We start from the raw sequence: 18,186 nt of genomic DNA, 5'->3' as shown, positions 1-18,186 counted from the left end.
TGACCAGGAACTTACTATGTAAAGGCGGGGGGTTTGATCAAACCCCCCACTCTAACCACGTCAATCCAGCAAACGAGCCCGAAGCGCCTCGGTGTCCTCGGCCGCCCATCCGTGGGCGGTGAGCCACTCCAGTGAGCCGCCGAATTTCTCGTCCACCCGGGTCAGGAACTTCTCCATGATGAAGGCGTGCGGGACATGGCTGTCGGCCGGCCGCGAGTCGAGGTCGTCGGCGTAGGTGGTGCTGGCGCGGAGCCGGGCCAGGATCGCGTCGATGCGTTCGCCGGTCTGGGCGTAGTCGGCCACGATGGCCTCACGTGTCACCCCGGCGACTTCCAGGGCGAACGCGCAGACCACGCCTGTGCGGTCCTTGCCCGCGGCGCAATGGACCAGCGCGGAACCGGCCGGCCTGGTCATCACGCGCAGCGCCGCCACGATCGAGTCGGGCCGGTCGTCCAGGTAGCCGAGGTAGTGGCTGATCGACCTGTCCTGTGCCGGTGAGTTGTCCGGGCGGGTCTGCCAGGGGAGCACCCTGTCGATGTCCACGCTGTCGATGTCCACTGCGTTGCGGCTGGGCTCGGTGTCGGAGCTGGGCTCGGTGTCGGCGGCGACGTCGGTGTCGGCGGCGACGTCGGTGTGGCGGCCGCCCTCGGCGAACAGCGACAGGTTGTGCACGGTGACCGAGGGGGTGCGGGTGAGCGGCCCGGGGCCTTCGAGGCGTACCTCGGCGTCGCTGCGCAGATCGATGACGTCCTTGAGGCCGTAATGGTCGATGAGGATCCTGACGTCGGATACCGTCAGGTCCTGCAGGTTGTCCGACCGTAGCACCCGCCCTCGCCGTGTCGTCCTGCCGTCCGCGGTGGGAAGTCCGCCCAGATCCCTGACATTGACCGCACCGTCCAGATCGATCCAGCGAGAGCGCGCATTCATGACCTATGACCCTATATGGCCGGTCTGTCATGTCTTGATGGGGGAGCTGGCACCACCCCGGATCCGGGTGCCAGCTCCCTCTCCAGCGTGGTGCTGGCGCCCATGTGATCGTTCTGCTGGATGACCAGACTGAGGGGTGGATCAAGCCCGTCACGTGCGGTTTTCCGGCCGGTACCGAGACCTGCGAGCCAGACAGGAGATGGCTCTGCAGCGTGGCGACCGCTTGATCATCAGCTCCGTAGCCTGCAAGCCGAACGATCTCATCCCTCCCCACGAATGGAGAGCCCATGACCGCCACCCTCGAAGCCCCGGCGCCCCGCCGGAGCACCGGCAGCGATTTCGCGCCGCTGTCACGGCAGGTCCGTGACAGCGGGCTGCTGGAGCGACGGCGAGGCTACTACGTGTGGGCGATCGGGGTGAACGTGGCGGCCACGGTGGCGATCTGGGCGGCGGTGGCGTGGGCGGGCGCCACATGGTGGGCTGTGCTGCTCGCTGTGCCGCTGGCGCTGGCGTCGGCTCGGACGGGGTTCCTCGGTCACGACGCGGGGCACCGGCAGATCGCGGCCTCGCATCGGATGAACCGTCTACTTGGTCTGCTCCTGGGCGATCTGATGCTCGGCATGGGGTACGGGTGGTGGAACGACAAGCACAACCGGCATCACGCCAACCCCAACCATGTCGGTAAGGACCCTGATGTCGGGGAGGGGCCGCTGGCATGGACGCGGGAGCAGGCGGACGGGCGGCGAGGCGTGCTGGGATTCCTGGCCCGTCATCAGGCTTGGCTGTTCTTCCCGCTGCTGACGCTGGAGGGGTTCAACCTCAAGGTCAGCAGCGTTCTGTACCTGAAGGGCGCGCCGCGGCGGGAGAGGCTGATCGAGGGAAGTCTGCTGGCGGCGCACCTGGGCCTCTACCTTGGGCTGGCGTTCACGTTCCTGTCGCCGGTCCAGGCGGTGGCGTTCATCGTGCTGCACCAGGCGCTGTTCGGTGTGCATCTGGGCGCCTCGTTCGCGCCCAACCACAAGGGGATGGAGATGCCCGCTGACGGCACTCGGTGGGATCACCTGCGGAGGCAGGTGCTGACGTCGCGGAACGTGCGGGGTGGCCTGGTGACGGATTACATGCTGGGCGGGTTGAACTACCAGATCGAGCACCACCTGTTCCCGAGCATCCCGCGGCCGAACCTGCGGAAGGTGCAGCCGCTGGTGCGTGAGCACTGCGCCCAGGTGGGGCTGCCGTACGTGGAGACGGGGCTGATCGAGTCGTACCGGGAGGCGCTGGGTCACATGCACGAGGTGGGCGAGCCGCTGCGTTCCTGAGGCTTATTCTTGTTCCACAATGCCTGAAGGACACACGATTCATCGTTTGGCCGCCGAGCATCTGCGGATGTTCGGCGGCCGTGCGTTGCGTGCCGAGAGCCCGCAGGGCCGGTTCGCTGACGGGGCCCGGCAGTTGGACGGGCGGGTTCTGGACGGGGCGGATGCGTACGGGAAGCATCTGCTGCTGCGGTTTGAGGATGAGCGGCTGCTGCACATCCATTTGGGGTTGTACGGGACGTACACGTTCGGGCCGGTGCCTGCTCCGGAGCCGAAGGGGCTGGTGCGGCTGCGGCTGGCGGGGGCGGCCGAGTTCGCCGATCTGCGTGGCCCGGCGGCGTGTGAGCTGCTGGAGCCGGGTGAGGTGAAGGTGCTGCTCGACCGGCTCGGTGCGGATCCGCTGCGTGCGGACGCCGATCCGGAGCGGGCGTGGCGGCGGATCTCGCGGAGCCGGACGAGCATCGCGGCGCTGCTGCTTGATCAGGCGGTGGTGGCGGGGCCGGGGAATGTGTACCGGGCGGAGGTGCTGTTCCGGCAGGGGATCGATCCGAGTCTGCCGGGTCGTGCTCTCACGGCTGAGCAGTGGTGGGCGATCTGGGCTGATCTGGTGTCGTTGATGCGGGAGGGCGTGGCGACGGGCCGGATCGACACGGTGCGGCCGGAGCATACGCCGGAGGCGATGGGCCGCCCGCCTCGGGTGGACGATCATGGTGGTGAGGTGTACGTGTACCGGCGTGCGGGGTTGCCGTGCCTGCTGTGCGGGACCGAGGTGCGCACCGAGCGGCTGGTGGGCCGCAATCTGTTCTGGTGCCCGACCTGTCAGGCGGGGCGTTGAGCGGGCGTTAGGCGGGTCAGCCGGGGGTCAGCCGACGAATTCGCTGTCGCCGTAGCGGACGGTCGCCTGGGACCAGTCACCGCCGATGGCGGTGACGAACCGGCGGGCGATGGCGAGGTCGGCGAGTTCGGCGACGAGGATGAGGTGGCCGCGCAGGGTGACCGAGCCGCCGAAGAGCTCGTCGCGGGCGGCGGGGTCGGCGACGAGGCCGTCGTGGAGGCGGCGGACGTCGAGTCCGGGGACTTCGATGCGGACGGCGTCCGTGCGCGGTGATCCCTGGGGGAGGTACTCGAAGGTGAGGACCGATTCCTGGTGGAACTCCTTGCGGATGAGGTCGGCGATGTGGTGCAGCTCCAGGGTGTCGGTGCGGTCGACGTCGAAGCGGCGTGATCGTTCGTAGGTGGTCTGCTGGAGGTCGCTGGACCAGAAGACGCCGTCGAGCAGGGTGGAGCGTCGGGTCCGGGCGCCGTTATCGTCGATGATGCGGCGGACCTGCCGGTCGAACCGTGTGAGTCGTGTCTTCAGCCGGGGGTCGTCGGGGTCGGTGATGATCGCGGTGTTGTTCGTGGCGAAGATCTCCGCCTGGTGGGGGCGCGGGCCGGTCGTGGCCTGTGCGGGTCCTGCCGTGAGCGTGCTGAGAGCGATGAGCCAGGCGAGCAGGGCGGCGGCGGTACGGCGGTGGTGCATCGAGTGATCCCCCGAGGGTGGCGCAGGTGGTGTCGGTCCCAGCCTCACAAGCCGCCATGGAGATCAACAACCTCATGACCCACTCTGGTCAGAAGGTCCGGGGGCGGGTCAGCCTTCGAGGGCGTACTGCATGACGCGGAACTTGGTCTGGGCTTCGGCGAGTTCGGCGGCGGGGTCGGAGTCGGCGACGATGCCGCAGCCGGCGAAGAGGCGGGCGCGGGTGCCGTCGAGCTCGGCGCAGCGGAGCGCGATGCCCCATTCGCCGTCTCCGCGGGCGTCGACCCAGCCGACGGGGCCGGCGTAGCGGCCGCGGTCCATCAGTTCGAGTTCGCGGATGAGGTCGAGGGCGGTGTCGGTGGGGGTGCCGGCGACGGCGGGGGTGGGGTGGAGGGCGGCGACGACGTCCAGGACGGAGCGTTCGCGGCGGAGGCGGCCGTGGACGGGTGAGGCCAGGTGCATGACGTTGGCGAGGGTGAGCAGCTCGGGCTGGTCGGGGACGGTGAGCTCGGCGCACAGTGGCGTGAGGGCGTCGCGGACCATTTCGGCGGCGTAGGCGTGTTCCTCGCGGTCCTTGGCGGAGGCGCGGAGCCGGGTGGCGCGTTCGGCGTCGTCGGCGGGGGTGGTGCCGCGGGCGGTGGTGCCGGCCAGGACCAGGGAGTCGAGGTGTTCGCCGGCGCGGCGGATGAGGAGTTCGGGGGTGGCGCCGACGAGGCCGGCGCAGGAGAAGGTGTAGCAGGCGGGGAAGCGGTCGGCGAGGCGGCGCAGGAGGGTGCGGGCGTCGATGGGTTCGGCGGCTTCGGCGTGCAGGTCGCGGGCGAGGACGACCTTGCCGAGGCGGCCGTCGCGGATGCGGTCGACGGCGGCGGCGACGGCTTGTTCCCAGGCGGGGGCGCTGAGGGTGCCGTCGCTCCAGGCGAGGCGGGCGGGGGGCTGGGGCGGGTGGACCAGGGCGAGCGGGTCGGCGTCCTCGCCTATGGTGGTGAGCCAGGCGGCGCCGTCGCGGCGGCCGACGATCCAGCGCGGGACGATGAGGACCGAGTCGGGTGACTTGGGGTCGAAGCCGAAGCTGCCGAAGGCGACGGGCCCGGAGCCGGGGACTTGGACGGGGTCGTGGATGTCGGCGGAGCCGAAGAGGTCGCGCAGCCACTGGTCGGCGGCGGCGAAGCGGTCTTCGCCGCCGGGGAGGGTGAGGCGGGCGGCTTCGCCCCAGCCGACGATGCCTTCGCCGTGGCGGACCCAGGCCAGCGCGGTCGGATGTGGAAGTCGCGAGATGAGGTCGCCTGGGTCGGCGACCCGCTCGGTGCGGACGATCAGGCGGTCCGGTGCGGTCACGGCGAGCTTCACGCGAGCCACTCTACGGGAGAATTGAACCCGTTCAAACTGCCGGGGTGGCCGGTCGTGGTGAGGTTTGCGCCACATCTGGCGCGTGAGCGCCTCTACTCGTTCCCCGGCTGGGCCGTGCCGAACCTGTGCGGAGCCCGTGCCGCGTCGGCTGTGCGGGCCGATGCGGCACGGGCGGGGGAACGTCCAGGTGGGCCGCCCTGGGTGATCGTCAGGCGGAGTGGCCGCGGCCCGTTCCGGCCAGTTTCCAGGCGGCGGGCAGCAGCCCGGCGGCCAGCAGGACCTTGAGGGCGTCGCCGAGGAGGAACGGGGTGAGGCCCAGGTCGACCGCCTTGCCGAGGTCGACCCCGAGGGAGGCCATCAGGTAGGGGACGCCGGTCGCGTACATGATCGCGGTGCCGAGGAGCATCGTGCCGATGGTGCGGGCGGGGGTGCGGTCGCCGCCGCGTTCGGCCAGGCGCCCCACGACGGCGGCGGCCAGGACGAACCCGATGATGTATCCGAGGGTGTGCAGGCCGGCGCCGGATTCTCCGTCGGTGAACCAGGGCACACCGGCGATCCCGGCGAGCAGGTAGAGCGCCATGCCGAGCGCGGCGCGGCCCCAGCCGAGCGCGGCGCCGGCCAGGAGCACCGCGAAGGTCTGGCCGGTGACGGGTACGGGGGTGCCGGGGAGCGGGACGGCGATCTGGGCCGCCAGGCCGACGAAGGCCGCGGAGCCGGCGACGAGCGCGGCGTCGCGGGCCAGGGAGCCGGGGAGCAGGTCGCCCAGGACGACGGGACGCCCGGCCGCTTGCGCAGTAGTCACAAAACCCTCCACAAATACTGTGTCTGGGCGAAACCTAGCGAATCGGAACGTGTAGGTGGATCACGCGGGTGACAGTTTCGGCGGGGTGTTTCTTGTCCGCACCGGTCATGGACGCGTGGAGATCAGTGCCGCGTAGAGATCATGGGCGCGTGGAGGTCAGGGGGCGCCGGGCGAGGTAGACGATGTCGGGCTCGCCGCGCGGGACGGGCACGGGCAGCGCCTCCACGTCGGCGAACCGCGCTCGCAGGCGTTCCTCGAAGGCGGGGGCGGCGCCGGCGCTCCACACGGCCAGCACGCCGGGCCCGGTGAGCCGTGCGGTGAGCAGGGCGAGGCCGTCGTCGCCGTACAGGCTGGCGTTGGCGGGGGTGACCGTCCAATCGGGGCCGTTGTCGATGTCCAGGCAGATCGCGTCGTACCGGCGACCCGGGCCGCGCAGGTGATCGAGCAGGTCGGTGTTGGCGACGTGGACGCGGGGGTCGTCGAGCGCGGCGGCGGAGAAGGGCCGCAGGTGGGTGGCGTGCCAGCCGATCACGGCGGGTTCGATCTCCACGACGGTGACGGCGTCCACGCCGGGCAGCGCGACGGCCTCGGCGAGGGAGAACCCGACGCCCAGCCCACCGATCAGCAGCGACACCGGCGGCGTGAGGCCGGCCACGGCGGCGCGGACGAGCAGCCGTTCGGACTCGCCGTTGCGGGTGTCCATGAGGAAGACGCCGTTGCTGATGATCTCGTAGTGGGCGTCGGTGTGCGCGCCGGTGCGGCGCAGCACCAGCTCGCCGCTGCGCCCGTGGGCGCGTTCGATGGTGGCCGGCTCCCCGCTGACAGTCACCCCGGCAGCCTAGCCGCGGCCGGTGCGTCGCGCTGGAACGGCCGTCCTGCCTTGGGCCTGGGAGCGCGGCGGCGGCGCCGCTAGCGTCTGCGGCATGGCCGAGACCCTCCTGCCCGGCCGGCGGATCCTCGTGGTCGGTGCCGGCACCCGTCCCAGCGATGAGCCCGGCGCGCCGGCCGGCAATGGCCGTGCGATCGCCGTGACGGCGGCGCGCGAGGGTGCGGCGGTGGCCTGCGCCGACGTCGATGAGGCCGCCGCGGCCGGGACCGCCGAGATGATCTCCGGCGGTGGCGGCCGCGCGCACGTGCTGACCGGCGACGCCGCGGACCCGGACGCGTGTGAGCGCATGGTCGCCGGTGCCGCCGAGGTCCTCGGGGGGCTGGACGGCGTGGTCTTCAACGCCGGGATCGGCGTCGGTCACGGCCTGGCCGGGACCGATGCGGCCGATTGGGACCGCGTGCTCGCGGTGAACCTGCGTGGCCCGTTCCAGATCGCCAAGGCGGCGGTGCCGGTGCTCGGGGAGGGCGGCTCGCTGGTGTTCATCGGGTCGCTGGCCGGGACGAAGCCGGGCAGCGGCTCGCCCTCCTACGACGCGTCCAAGGCGGGGCTGACGGGGCTGGTGCGGCACGTCGCGGCCGAGGGTGCACCGCGCGGCGTCCGGGCGAACGTGGTCGCGCCCGGCCTGATCGACACCGTGATGGGCCGGATGGCGTCGGCGGGCAACGCCGGCCGTGACCTGGCTGCCAAGCTGATCCCGCTGGGGCGGCAGGGGACCGCGTGGGAGGTCGCCGAGGTCGCGGTGTTCCTGCTCTCCCAGCGGGCGAGCTACGTCACGGGCCAGGTCATCGGCGTCGACGGGGGCCTGTCCACTTTGCGCTGAATCCGAGGGGGATTACGGATTCACCCTCCCGCGGTTACCGTGTAACGGTGTAATCATCGGGAGGCGAGATGATCCCTGAACCGATCCCCGAGCCGCGCGACGCCGAATCCGAGGCGCAGCCGCTCGACGCCTACTCCCAGGCGGTGTCGGCGGTCGCCCGCGAGCTCACCCCGCGCGTGGCGAGCCTGCGCGTGCGCCAGCGGGGCCGTGAGGGCTCCGGCTCGGCGGTGACGTTCACCGCCGACGGTTTCCTGCTCACCAACGCGCACGTCGTCGGCGGTGCCCGCGGCGGCCAGGCCGCGTTCGCCGACGGCACCACCACCTCGTTCAACGTCGTCGGCACCGACCCCCTGTCGGACCTGGCGGTCGTACGCGCCGATGGTGACACGCCGGGGCCGGTCACCCTCGGTGACAGCGACGGGCTGGTGGTGGGGCAGCTGGTCGTCGCCGTCGGCAATCCGCTCGGCCTCGCCGGGTCGGTCACCGCCGGGGTGGTCAGCGCGCTCGGCCGGTCCCTGCCCACCCGCAGCGGCAACGCCGTGCGGGTGATCGAGGACGTCATCCAGACCGACGCCGCCCTCAACCCCGGCAACTCCGGCGGCGCGCTCGCCGACTCCCGCGGCCACGTCGTGGGGATCAACACCGCCGTCGCCGGGATCGGCCTCGGCCTGGCAGTGCCGATCAACTCCACCAGCCGCCGGATCATCGGCGCGCTGATGCGTGACGGCCGGGTGCGGCGGGCGTTCCTCGGCCTGGTCGCCAACCCGGTGCCGGTCCCGGCGGCCCTGCGTGAACGCCTCGGCCAGCGCGACGCGCTACGGGTCGCCGACGTGGTGCCCGCGAGTCCCGCCGCCCGCGCCGGACTGCGCCGCGGTGACCTGGTCCTCACCGCGGGCGGCGTGCCGGTCAGCCAGGCCCAGAGCCTGCAGCGGCTGATGTTCGCCGAGGCGATCGGGCGGCCACTGCAGATCACCGTCCTGCGCAACGGCGCGATGGTCGATGTGATCGCCGAGCCGACCGAGCTCGACGCCGAGCACGCCTGAACCGCTTACACTGCGGCGAAGCGTGCGCTCTGCTCGCCGCTCAGGCGCCCTGCGGGCAGGCGGCGGCCGCACAGCACCATCGCCAGGTCCTGCGCCGCGCCGGTGACAGGCGCGCCGGAGCCGAACGACCAGTCCATGTCGTCGGCGCGCAGCTCGATCCCATCCAGGTCGGCGCCGAAGTACTTCAGGCCCTTGGGGGAGGCGAGCCCTTCCAGGACCACCCGCAGGCGACGCTCGGGCACCCGCCGCTCCAGCCCGAGCGCGATCGTCATGTCCAGGCCGTGCACCACGTCGTGGGTGAGCGCGCCCGCGTATCCGCCGCCCGGCGGCTTCCACGGGTGCGTGGTGTTGTCGCGGAGCGAGGCGTGCAGGTCGTCCGCCGGGATGGACGCGGCGTCGCGGCGCGCACACCGGTCGAGCATGCGGTCGAAACTCCCGCCGGACCGGACCAGCTCGAAGATCACCCGCGGTGCCGAGTACCGGTAGGCCATCGTGATGTGGGCGGCGACCTCCCGGATCCGCCACCCCTCGCACAGCGAAGGCGCGTCCCACTCCCCGGCAGGAAGGTCGCCCAGCAGCTCCGCCAGCTCTCTGCGTTCCGCAGCGATCTCGCTCCGAAGTTCCGTCTCGTTCATGCCAAGCCTCCTGGCTGAGTGCCTGTGCCGCGCCGCCCCCGGCGCGGCCTGACACCTCACCGACGAACGACCCGCCGCCAGACGGACACCTCCCAGCAGCCGCACCCCCAGCATCGCGGCGGTCAGGACTCCTCGGTCACCTCGGCGAGGCGGCGGCGTAGATAGCGGTGCTCGGCACCGGTGGGCGCCAGGGCGAGGGCGTCGCGGTAGGCGGCCGCGGCGTCGGCGGCGCGGCCCAGGCGGCGCAGCAGGTCGGCGCGGACCGCCGGCAGCAGGTGATAGCCCGCCAGCCGCCCCGACGCGTCGAGGGCCTCCACCAGCGGCAGCGCCGCGGCGGGGCCGTCGGCCATGCCGACCGCGACGGCCCGGTTCAGCTCGACGACAGGGGAGGGCGCCAGCCGCACCAGTTCCCCGTACAGCGCGGCGATCTGCGCCCAGTCGGTGTCGCCGGCGCGCGTGGCGGCCGCGTGGCAGGCGGCGATGGCGGCCTGGACCTGGTACGGGCCGGGACTGCCGCGCCTCAGCGCCGCGTCCAGCAGCGCCGTGCCCTCGCCGATCTCCCCGGCGTCCCACCTGGTCCGGTCCTGGTCCTCCAGCAGCACCAGATCACCGGCGGCGTCGAACCGCGCGGAGCGTCGTGCGTCATGCAGCAACATCAGCGCCAGCAACCCCACCGCCTCGGGTTCGTCGGGCATCAGGCGCGTGAGCACCCGCGCCAGCCGGATCGCCTCCCCGCTCAGCTCCGCCCGCACCGGATCGGCGCCCGCCGACGCCGAATACCCCTCGTTGAACAGCAGATACAGCACCGCCAGGACGGCCGGTGTCCGCTCGGGCAGCAGATGCGCGGGCGGCACCCGGTAGGGGATGGCGGCGTGCCTGATCTTCTGCTTGGCGCGCGTCAGGCGTTTGGACATCGTGTGCTCACCCACCAGGAACGCCCGCGCGATCTCAGCGGTGGTCAGGCCCGCCAAGGTCCGCAACGTCAGCGCCACCTGCGCCTCCAGGGCCAGCGCCGGGTGGCAGCAGGTGAACATCAGCCGCAGCCGGTCATCGGGCACCGTGCCGTCGTGGTCCGGCCCGTCATTTCCCGGCTCGCCGGCCTGGACGCGTTCCATCGCGGCCACCTCCCGTAGCTTGGCGGCGCCGACCGCGGCACGGCGCAGCCGGTCGGTCGCGCGGTTGCGCGCCGCCGTCGTCAGCCACGCGCCGGGCCGTTCGGGCACCCCGTCGCGCGGCCAGGTCTGCAGGGCCTGCGCGAAGGCGTCCTGCGCGCACTCCTCGGCCAGGTCCCAGTCGCCGGTGACGCCGATGAGCGTGGCCACGACCTGGCCCCACTCGTCCCGGAACGCCCGGTCGACCGCCTCGTGCGCGCCGTGCATCTCGTGCACCTCGTGCGCGCCGGTCACTGCGGCCAGAGCGGGCGGATCTCGATCGTGCCGTACCCGGCCGCCGGATGCTTGGCGGCGATCTCGATGGCCTCGTCCAGGTCGGCGCACTCGATCAGGCAGAAACCGCCGATCTGCTCCTTGCTCTCGGCGAACGGGCCGTCGGTCAGCAGCACCTGGTCGTCGCGGACCCGCACCGTCGTCGCCTCCGCGGGCGGCCGCAGCCCGCCGCCGCCGCGGATCACGCCGCGTGCCGTCATCTCCTCGCTCCAGCCACCGCAGCCGTCCTCGGCGTGCTCGGCCGCGGACTCGTCCCCTGCGATCAGCAACATGTACTTCACGGGTCCTCCGTATCAGGTCTCACGCCCTCCCGACGAACGACACCACCCCGGAACGGACACCCGCTTGATGAGTAGGGAAAATCCGAGCGCTCGACCAGCCATAGGGTCCCGCCCTGCGCCTGTGAAAACGGCGAAAGCCCCGGTCCGCCAGAGGACCGGGGCTTTGTGTCGCCGATGTGTCGCGGAGCTGTCAGGCGGCCACGCCGGCCGCGGCGGGCAGCGCCACAGGCTCGGGCAGCGCGGCGGTGTCGCGGACCGGGTGCACGCGGCTGCTGATCATCTTCTTCAGCACCCGGTAGCCGTCGCGCCAGGTATTGAGGTGCGACTCACCGAACAGCCGGTTGCTCTCGAAGCTGGCGACCTCGGCGATGCGCAGGCCGGTGGTGACGGCGTTGACGCACATCTCGGTCTCGATCTCGAACCCGGTCGACTTGAGCTGGAGGCGCTCCACCGCGCTGCGGTGCATCGCGACGTAGCCGTAGCACAGGTCGGTCCAGCTGGTGCGGTACAGGGTGTTGGCCAGGCGGGTCAGCCACTTGTTGCCGGTGCGGCGCAGGAAGGTCAGGTCCTCCGAGCCGCCGCCGCAGGCGTAACGCGAGCCCTTGACGAAGTCGAAGCCGCGGCCGACCAGCGCGACGAACGCGGGGATCTCAGCCGGGTCCATGCTGCCGTCGGCGTCCAGCATCACGATCACGTCACCGGTGGCGGCGGCGAAGCCGGCCTGCAGCGCCAGGCCCTTGCCGCGCGGCGGCTGGCTGATGATCACGGCGTCGGGCCGCAGCGACGCGGCGACCTCGGCCGAACCGTCGCTGGACTCACCGTCCACGATCACGATCTCGTCGACCCCCGTCAGGCGGGGGAGCAGCCATCGAAGGTTGTCGGCCTCGTTCAGCGTCGGGATGACGGCCGTGACCGACGGCGCGTGGCTGGCGATGCGGCTCAGGTCTGCGGTGGCGTTCATCGTTCACTCCGTGGCTTCTTGTTGGCGACACTCTGTTAGATGTGACCCCGGCCACGAGAGGTTTGAAAAAATCTTGATGGTCGCCTTATACGGCCGCCAGAGCCGCTAACACATCGCCCGCCACATCGCCGTTCACATGAGGCTGAGCTGCTCCGGACCCGCCGGCGGGGAAGGCCTTCGCGGCCCCCGCGGCGCGCGCCTGCCGACCCCGTACCGGGCCGCCAGCTCCTTCACCCGCACCGATATGCGATCTTGGAACGCCTTGGGGGCGTACGCGCCGTTGCCGTACAGCCGCGCGTACGGCACCACCAGCTCCGGGTGATGATCGCGCAGCCAGGACAGGTACCACTCGCGCGCCCCCGGCCGCAGATGCAGCGTGATCGCGCCGATCGACGTGGCGCCCGCCTCGGCCGCCGCGCGCACCACCGCCTCCAGCTCCCGCGGCGAGTCACTCAGATACGGCAGCACCGGCCCCATCAGTACCCCACAGCCGATCCCCGCCTCGTTCAGCGCCGCGCACACCTCCAGCCGCCTTTGCGGCGCGGGCGTGCCGGGCTCCACCAGCCGCCACAGCTCCCGGTCCAGCGACCCGACCGACACCATCGTGCTCACGTCCGTGCGCTCGGCCGCCTCCAGCAGCACCGGCAGATCACGCATGATCATCGAGCCTTTGGTCAGGATCGAGAACGGGTTGGCCGCGTCCCGCAGCGCCGCCAGGATCCCCGGCATCAGCCGGTAGCGCCCCTCGGCCCGCTGGTAGCAGTCGACGTTGGTCCCCATCGCGATGTGCTCGCCCCGCCACCTGGGCGCCGCGAGTTCACGCCGCACCAGCTCGGCCGCGTTGACCTTCACCACGACCTTGGAGTCGAAGTCCGCCCCCGCGTCCAGGTCCAGATACTCATGGGTCTTGCGGGCGAAGCAGTAATTTGCAGGCGTGGGAGCAGCCCCGGTACGGGTTGATCGTCCAGCGGAACATCATCCGGGACGCCGGGGGCACCTGGTTGATGATGGAACGGGCCTGCACCTCGTAGAACGTCATGCCGCGGAAGCCGGGCGTGTCGAAGGTGCGCGCGACCGCCCGCCGCTCGATCAGCGGCGGGGCGGGCCCGCCGGCCTCCTCCACCAGCCGGAGGTGATCCCAGCGCATCCCGACCTCCCGATCTTCGAACGCCTGCACGATTGTGACAGGTGTGGCCAGTCTTGAACATCTGTTCGATGATCGCAAGCGCGGGGGTGCGGCGTCCGGGCCGGTCAGGCGGTCCGGAACGACACAAGTGCATGGTTTGGGCCAGAGCATGGCAACGGGTGCGTAACAATGGGCCGCTATGGCGAGGCATTCGGGGATCGGAGCGAAGGCCGCCGCGGCCGCCGCCGCGGCGGTTCTGCTGTCGGCGTGCATTCCGGCGAGCGGCGGAACGGGCGAGGACAAGGGCGAGGTCGAGCGCGCGCAGGCACCCGACGCCGCCAAGGGCGAATGCTCGGTCGCGGCACCGGCGGGCGACTCGCGGGCGCGGCAGGTGCGCGGCATGTGGATCGCCACCGTGGCGGGCATCGACTGGCCCAAGGACCCCAAGAAGCCCGCCGCCACGCAGCAGGCGCAGTTCCGCAAGCTCCTCGACACCGCCAAGGCGATGAACCTCAACGCGGTGTTCGTGCAGATCCGGCCCAACTCCGACGCGTTCTACCCCTCCCCGTACGAGCCGTGGTCCAAGTGGCTCACCGGCACCCCCGGCAAGGACCCCGGCTACGACGTGCTCGCCTTCATGCTCAAGGAGGCCCACGCGCGCAACCTGGAGTTCCACGCATGGTTCAACCCCTACCGGGTGAGCCGCGAGAGCGACCCGAAGAAGCTGGCGCCGGGCAGCCCGGCGCGGCAACACCCCGACTGGGTGCGCAAGTACGGGACGGGCCTGTGGTACGATCCGGGCCTGCCGCAGGTCCGCGACCTGGCGACCAAGGCCGTGATGGACGTCGTGCGCAAGTACGACATCGACGCCGTGCACTTCGACGACTACTTCTACCCCTATCCCGAGGGCGGCCGGGACTACCCCGACCAGGCCACGTTCAAGACCTACGGCAAGGGCATGAGCAAGGCCGACTGGCGGCGGCAGAACGTGGACGTGATGGTCCGCGGCCTGTCGCAGAAGATCCGCGAGGCCAAGCCGTGGGTGCGGTTCGGGATCAGCCCGTTCGGGGTGTGGCGCAACTCCACCTCCGATCCCGAAGGATCGGCGACCAAGGCGCTGCAGAGCTACTCTGACCAGTACGCCGACACCCGCAAGTGGATCCGCAACGGATGGATCGACTACGTCACGCCGCAGCTGTACTGGCCGATCGGCGACTCCCGCGCCGACTACGCCCGGCTGGTCGCCTGGTGGTCCAAGCAGGTCGCCGGCACCAAGGTGCAGCTGACGATCGGGCAGGCCGGCTACCGCGTCGGCGAGGACGCCACCTGGAACGACCCCGCCGAGCTGTCCCGGCACCTCACCCTCAACCAGCGCTACCCCGGCGTCCGCGGCGACGTGTACTTCAGCGCCACCGACATGGCCGCCAACCAGCGCGGCTTCGCCGAGCGGCTGCGCAAGGACCACTACGCCCGCCCCGCGATCCCGCCCGCGGTGCCGGGACGCGGCGGCAAGGCCCCCGCGCCGGCCCGGTCGGTGACGGCGGACAGTGACGGCGAGGGCGTGCGCGTGCGGTGGCAGGAGTCCAAGGGCGCCACGGCGTACGCGGTCTACCGCGCCGACGGCAAGCGGCCCGGCTGCGCCGCGGTCAACACCGCGACGCTGCTGGCCAGCGTCCGCGGCGGCGGCATCACCGACCCCACCGCCAAGCCCGGCAAGGCCTACACCTACTACGTGACCGCGCTCGACCGGCTCCACCACGAGAGCGCGCCCGGTCGTGGCGCAACGATTACCGTCCGAGGCGGATAATGATCTTGATGGCGGGGGAAGAACACAGCACCTGAACGCCCCCCGGAGGTATGGCATGGCGCTGTCGATGGAAGAGCAGCGGATCCTCGCCGAGATCGAGATCCAGCTCCGTGAGGACGACCCGCGGCTGGCCCATCGTCTGTCGAGACTCGGCCGGGACCGTCGGCGGCGCAGGAGCCGCCTGATCGCGGCGATCGTGGTCGCCGTGATCGGCGTGGTGACGGCGATCGCCTCAGCGATCCTCACCGCGATCTCGTAAGAGACACCGGAGGCCCCGGCGAGAGAACCTCTCGCCGGGGCCTCCGACGTCAGGCCGGTGTGGTGGTCGCCTCACGGCGAAAGGCACAACGTGGCTCCGGCCCGGACCAAGCGGTCCGGCGGTATTCCACGAAGGCTTTGTGTAGAGCCCGGGGGACACATGCCACACCGACACCACCACCATAACGGCATCCACGCAGTGCCTGCTCCATCCCGGCACCCGACACACGATCACCTGACCGGAAAGTGAGGATTATGTATGACCGTGCACCGGGCCCCGCAGCGCCGCGTCCTGAATGTACGGACGCAGGAATGCGCAGACCGACACCGGCGGCGCCTGACGTGACCGCCACCGGTACGGGGAGCTCCCGGTCCGGCCGGATCCAACGGCCGGGCCCCATCGCGCGAGGCATGCCGGCAACACCTGCCTGGTAGGCGCTGACCTGCGGTAAGCCGCAACGGGAGGAGTCGGGGAATTGAGTACGAAGTGGCTCGGGATCCAAGAACCGATGACGCACGAGCGGGACGCGGCCTGGGAACTGCCCGCCGAGGCCCGCACCGCGTCCCGGGCACGCGCGCTCACCGGCGACGCCCTCCGCGCATGGCATGTGACCGCACCCGACCTCGACGACATCGTGCTCATGGTCGACGAGCTCATCACCAACGCCATCGTGCACGGCACCGGCCCCGTCAGACTCCGCCTCCACCTCGACGGCCTCCGTATTGTGGGCGAAATCACCGACGGCAACCCCACCGCCCCCGGCGACCCCTCCTCACCGCCACTGCTCGACTGGTCCGAACAAGGCCGCGGCCTGCTCCTGGTGAGCGCGCTGGCCACAGAGTTCGGCAGCCGCCCCGAAAGCCGAGGCAAAACCGTCTGGTTCACACGCCTGCTCCACACCCCCAACGGCAACGGCCGCGCCCCCGCCTGACCCACCCCGAGCCCTCCACGCCGAGCTCTCTACTCGAAGGTCACCGCGGCCATGGGTGTAGGTCAGGCCTGGAGGGGGCAGCGGTCCACCACCCACACGCCCTCATCGTCGGCGTCGAGCTCGGCGGCGGGGGAGCCGTCGGTGAGGCGGTCCAGATGCCACTCGATGTGGGCGAGCGGGCCGCGCCAGCCGGCGAGCAGGTCGGCGAGGGGACGTCGGCGGGACGGATCGGTGGGGTCGGGCAGCGGGTCGTCCCAGAACGCGTCGTCGCAGTCGGCGGCCCATCGCGCCACGTCGTCGCAGATGCCCTCCAGGTCACGGGCCAGCTCGCCCAGGGAACGCAGCGCCATCGAATCCTGGATCATCTGCTCGCGCGTCTCGTAGGGCAGGTCGCGTTCGAACGCCGGGGCGGGCAGGCCCTCGGCGGCGGCGTGGACGGCGGCGGCCTGCCAGCGCGTCCACTCGGTGAGGTGGCCGAGCACCGCGCGCAGCGCGGCGGCGCCCTCGCGGTGGGTGCGGACCTCGGCGATGGTGTCGGCGAGGCGGCCGCGGACGTGCCGGAGGCGGTCGAGCGTCCACGCCCTCGCGCGCTCGGCGCCGGCGGGACCGCGCGGGCCCTCCTCGGGCGGTGTGCGGGGGAACGGGACGCGCAGCGCGGCCAGCAGGTCGTCCAGGTCGCGCAGGCCCGCCTCGCGGCCGCTGAGATAGGCGGCGCCGATCCGGTCGACGCGGAACATGCGGGGCCCGTCGCGCATGCGGCACCAGCCGACGAGGTATTCGGCCTGCGGCGCGGTGACCAGGCCGTGCGCCTCGACGTCGCGGCAGGTGCGCACGCCGGACTGGTCGGTGTAGACCAGGCGGACGACGCGGCGGGCGCGCACGGCCTCGGTGAGGGTGCCGCGGACCGGCCCCACCAGCGACTCGGCCTCGGTCAGCGGCGGTGGCGGCTGGTCGGGCGGCAGCACGTAGCCGCGGCCGCGCTCGAGCCGCACCGGCAGGCCGCCGTGCGTCAGCAGCTCCAGGTCACGCCGCACCGTGCGCGTGCTCACGCGCAGGCGGGCGGCGAGGGCGTCGGCGGGCAGCGGCTCGGGCGCCGCGGCCCGCAGCTCGGCGGTCAGGGCCAGCAACCGGTCCGCACGGTTCACCCCACCATCGTGACCCGCGGCACCGACATTTTCAGCGAGTCACGAGGGTGAGAGTTCCGCGGCGACGCCGTCGAAATCGGCGCCGCTGAGCGTCAGCGCCGGCGTGCTGCCGATCGCCTGCGTCGCCGGCGCGCGGCCGAGACCGCGCGTCGCGGCGCGGTCCAGGTAGGCCTCGATGAGCCGCGCGCCGGTGAGCCGGCCGCGGCCGCGCAGCGTGGCCATGTCGCGGTGCACGATCTCCCACGCGTCCTGGCCGAGCCGCAGCCGCCGTTCCTCAGCCAGGAGCGCGAGAAGGCGCGTGCGCGGCCGGGGCGCGCCCAGGTCGGGGAGGCGCACCGCGCGCAGGTCGGCGACCAGCTCGGGTGCCGCGGCCGACAGCTCACCGACGCGGTCGGGTTCGCAGGTGCCGAGCAGCGCGGTGTCGCTGACGCCCTCCAGCCGCGCACGGTAGATCGCGGCGGCGTAGGCGGGGCCTTGCGCGTCGTCGAGGATGAGGGCGTCCAGAGCCTCCAGCAGCAGGACGTGCCCGGCGTGCTCGTCGAGCGCGCCGCGCAGCCCGTCGGGTCCGTCCTCGCGCAGCTCCTCCGAATGCATGCTGTGGACCTCGCCGCTGGACACCTCAACCTCGGCGAGGGCGCGCGCGACCATGCGCGCCAGGCGGCGCTGCCCGCACGACACGGCGCCGATGAGCAGCAGCGCGGGCACCGAGGCGCTGGAGACCTCCTGGCCGCGCAGCCCCTTGGCCCACTTGCCGCGGCGCCGCACCTCGGTGACGACGCGTTCGATGTCGTCGGCGCCGCACAGGAACCGGATGCCGTACGCCTCGGCGATCTGCGTGCCCGGTTCGGGCGCGGCGGCGGGCGGCACGGGCGGCGGCGGCTCGGAGACCGGCGCGGGCGGCGGCGGCAGAACCGGCGGCGGCGCCGCCGGTTCCTC

Annotated in this window: 20 protein-coding genes; 7 read left to right on the top strand and 13 right to left on the bottom strand. The window is 72.0% G+C overall.

Annotation, left to right across the window (positions count from 1 at the left end; genetic code table 11):
* Positions 1-60: 60 nt before the first annotated feature.
* The gene (locus F8566_RS47735; RefSeq protein WP_151570806.1) at positions 61-927 is read right to left on the bottom strand and encodes a tyrosine-protein phosphatase; all 867 of its coding nucleotides are present in this window, start codon (positions 925-927) and stop codon (positions 61-63) included.
* A 287-nt stretch (positions 928-1,214) separates the two neighbouring features.
* On the opposite strand from F8566_RS47735, the gene F8566_RS47730 reads away from it, so the two are divergent.
* A complete protein-coding gene (locus tag F8566_RS47730) occupies positions 1,215-2,243 on the top strand; it encodes a fatty acid desaturase family protein (RefSeq protein ID WP_151570805.1) in 1,029 nt (342 codons plus the stop codon).
* 19 nt (positions 2,244-2,262) lie between these two features.
* Positions 2,263-3,075, top strand: a complete 813-nt coding sequence (locus F8566_RS47725) for an Fpg/Nei family DNA glycosylase (protein WP_151570803.1) — start codon at positions 2,263-2,265, stop codon at positions 3,073-3,075.
* A 27-nt stretch (positions 3,076-3,102) separates the two neighbouring features.
* Here F8566_RS47725 and F8566_RS47720 read toward each other — a convergent pair whose 3' ends face one another.
* The 4 genes from F8566_RS47720 to F8566_RS47705 form a co-directional block, all read right to left on the bottom strand.
* On the bottom strand, positions 3,103-3,762 hold the full coding sequence (locus tag F8566_RS47720) for a hypothetical protein (protein ID WP_151570801.1): 660 nt from the start codon (positions 3,760-3,762) through the stop codon (positions 3,103-3,105).
* 108 nt (positions 3,763-3,870) lie between these two features.
* Positions 3,871-5,106, bottom strand: coding sequence for an isochorismate synthase (locus F8566_RS47715; protein ID WP_225994195.1), 1,236 nt, complete (start codon positions 5,104-5,106; stop codon positions 3,871-3,873).
* 208 nt (positions 5,107-5,314) lie between these two features.
* Complete coding sequence (locus F8566_RS47710; protein ID WP_151570797.1) at positions 5,315-5,908, bottom strand: biotin transporter BioY; 594 nt, start codon at positions 5,906-5,908, stop codon at positions 5,315-5,317.
* Between the two features lie 139 nt (positions 5,909-6,047).
* The gene (locus tag F8566_RS47705) at positions 6,048-6,737 is read right to left on the bottom strand and encodes a spermine/spermidine synthase domain-containing protein (RefSeq protein ID WP_151570795.1); all 690 of its coding nucleotides are present in this window, start codon (positions 6,735-6,737) and stop codon (positions 6,048-6,050) included.
* 94 nt (positions 6,738-6,831) lie between these two features.
* Here F8566_RS47705 and F8566_RS47700 point away from each other — a divergent pair, with 94 nt between their 5' ends.
* Both F8566_RS47700 and F8566_RS47695 read left to right on the top strand, forming a co-directional pair.
* Positions 6,832-7,617 (top strand): SDR family NAD(P)-dependent oxidoreductase, encoded by a 786-nt coding sequence (locus F8566_RS47700; RefSeq protein WP_151570793.1) that lies wholly within the window; start codon positions 6,832-6,834, stop codon positions 7,615-7,617.
* Between the two features lie 68 nt (positions 7,618-7,685).
* Positions 7,686-8,660, top strand: a complete 975-nt coding sequence (locus F8566_RS47695; RefSeq protein WP_151570791.1) for a S1C family serine protease — start codon at positions 7,686-7,688, stop codon at positions 8,658-8,660.
* 5 nt (positions 8,661-8,665) lie between these two features.
* Here the strand turns inward: F8566_RS47695 and F8566_RS47690 are convergent, their stop codons facing one another.
* From F8566_RS47690 to F8566_RS52760, 6 genes are all read right to left on the bottom strand, one after another.
* Complete coding sequence (locus F8566_RS47690) at positions 8,666-9,295, bottom strand: maleylpyruvate isomerase family mycothiol-dependent enzyme (protein ID WP_151570789.1); 630 nt, start codon at positions 9,293-9,295, stop codon at positions 8,666-8,668.
* A 122-nt stretch (positions 9,296-9,417) separates the two neighbouring features.
* Positions 9,418-10,701 (bottom strand): RNA polymerase sigma factor, encoded by a 1,284-nt coding sequence (locus F8566_RS47685; RefSeq protein WP_225994194.1) that lies wholly within the window; start codon positions 10,699-10,701, stop codon positions 9,418-9,420.
* Positions 10,698-11,012, bottom strand: coding sequence for a YciI family protein (locus F8566_RS47680; RefSeq protein WP_225994204.1), 315 nt, complete (start codon positions 11,010-11,012; stop codon positions 10,698-10,700). The genes F8566_RS47685 and F8566_RS47680 overlap by 4 nt, the downstream gene beginning before the upstream one ends.
* 199 nt (positions 11,013-11,211) lie before the next feature.
* The gene (locus tag F8566_RS47675; protein ID WP_151570785.1) at positions 11,212-11,982 is read right to left on the bottom strand and encodes a glycosyltransferase family 2 protein; all 771 of its coding nucleotides are present in this window, start codon (positions 11,980-11,982) and stop codon (positions 11,212-11,214) included.
* Positions 11,983-12,114: 132 nt separating this feature from the next.
* Entirely contained in the window at positions 12,115-12,837 is a 723-nt protein-coding gene (locus tag F8566_RS47670; RefSeq protein ID WP_318836482.1) for a radical SAM family protein, read from the bottom strand.
* Between the two features lie 43 nt (positions 12,838-12,880).
* Complete coding sequence (locus F8566_RS52760) at positions 12,881-13,129, bottom strand: radical SAM family protein (protein WP_318836481.1); 249 nt, start codon at positions 13,127-13,129, stop codon at positions 12,881-12,883.
* Between the two features lie 178 nt (positions 13,130-13,307).
* On the opposite strand from F8566_RS52760, the gene F8566_RS47665 reads away from it, so the two are divergent.
* From F8566_RS47665 to F8566_RS47655, 3 genes are all read left to right on the top strand, one after another.
* A complete protein-coding gene (locus F8566_RS47665) occupies positions 13,308-14,915 on the top strand; it encodes a glycoside hydrolase family 10 protein (protein ID WP_151570783.1) in 1,608 nt (535 codons plus the stop codon).
* Between the two features lie 55 nt (positions 14,916-14,970).
* Positions 14,971-15,174 (top strand): DUF3040 domain-containing protein, encoded by a 204-nt coding sequence (locus F8566_RS47660; RefSeq protein ID WP_151570781.1) that lies wholly within the window; start codon positions 14,971-14,973, stop codon positions 15,172-15,174.
* Between the two features lie 475 nt (positions 15,175-15,649).
* Positions 15,650-16,105, top strand: coding sequence for an ATP-binding protein (locus F8566_RS47655; RefSeq protein ID WP_151570779.1), 456 nt, complete (start codon positions 15,650-15,652; stop codon positions 16,103-16,105).
* Between the two features lie 62 nt (positions 16,106-16,167).
* Here the strand turns inward: F8566_RS47655 and F8566_RS47650 are convergent, their stop codons facing one another.
* Positions 16,168-17,250: a helix-turn-helix transcriptional regulator gene (locus tag F8566_RS47650; RefSeq protein WP_151570777.1), complete on the bottom strand. Its 1,083-nt coding sequence runs from the start codon at positions 17,248-17,250 to the stop codon at positions 16,168-16,170.
* A gap of 39 nt (positions 17,251-17,289) precedes the next feature.
* Positions 17,290-18,186 (bottom strand): hypothetical protein (locus F8566_RS50680; RefSeq protein WP_192810265.1); only part of this gene is annotated, 897 nt, incomplete at its 5' end.

The sequence above is a fragment of the Actinomadura rudentiformis genome, assembly GCF_008923185.1.
Lineage (GTDB): Bacteria > Actinomycetota > Actinomycetes > Streptosporangiales > Streptosporangiaceae > Spirillospora > Spirillospora rudentiformis.
The sequence above is the reverse complement of the archived record's forward strand: the minus strand, read 5'-3'. Positions and strand labels throughout refer to the sequence as shown.

What these genes read in the sequence shown, in the direction of transcription:
- F8566_RS47735 (WP_151570806.1), bottom strand. Translation starts at nt 927, where the DNA reads ATGAATGCGCGCTCTCGCTGGATCGATCTGGACGGTGCGGTCAATGTC.
- F8566_RS47730 (WP_151570805.1), top strand. Translation starts at nt 1,215, where the DNA reads ATGACCGCCACCCTCGAAGCCCCGGCGCCCCGCCGGAGCACCGGCAGC.
- F8566_RS47725 (WP_151570803.1), top strand. Translation starts at nt 2,263, where the DNA reads ATGCCTGAAGGACACACGATTCATCGTTTGGCCGCCGAGCATCTGCGG.
- F8566_RS47720 (WP_151570801.1), bottom strand. Translation starts at nt 3,762, where the DNA reads ATGCACCACCGCCGTACCGCCGCCGCCCTGCTCGCCTGGCTCATCGCT.
- F8566_RS47700 (WP_151570793.1), top strand. Translation starts at nt 6,832, where the DNA reads ATGGCCGAGACCCTCCTGCCCGGCCGGCGGATCCTCGTGGTCGGTGCC.
- F8566_RS47695 (WP_151570791.1), top strand. Translation starts at nt 7,686, where the DNA reads ATGATCCCTGAACCGATCCCCGAGCCGCGCGACGCCGAATCCGAGGCG.
- F8566_RS47690 (WP_151570789.1), bottom strand. Translation starts at nt 9,295, where the DNA reads ATGAACGAGACGGAACTTCGGAGCGAGATCGCTGCGGAACGCAGAGAG.
- F8566_RS47680 (WP_225994204.1), bottom strand. Translation starts at nt 11,012, where the DNA reads ATGTTGCTGATCGCAGGGGACGAGTCCGCGGCCGAGCACGCCGAGGAC.
- F8566_RS47675 (WP_151570785.1), bottom strand. Translation starts at nt 11,982, where the DNA reads ATGAACGCCACCGCAGACCTGAGCCGCATCGCCAGCCACGCGCCGTCG.
- F8566_RS52760 (WP_318836481.1), bottom strand. Translation starts at nt 13,129, where the DNA reads ATGCGCTGGGATCACCTCCGGCTGGTGGAGGAGGCCGGCGGGCCCGCC.
- F8566_RS47665 (WP_151570783.1), top strand. Translation starts at nt 13,308, where the DNA reads ATGGCGAGGCATTCGGGGATCGGAGCGAAGGCCGCCGCGGCCGCCGCC.
- F8566_RS47660 (WP_151570781.1), top strand. Translation starts at nt 14,971, where the DNA reads ATGGCGCTGTCGATGGAAGAGCAGCGGATCCTCGCCGAGATCGAGATC.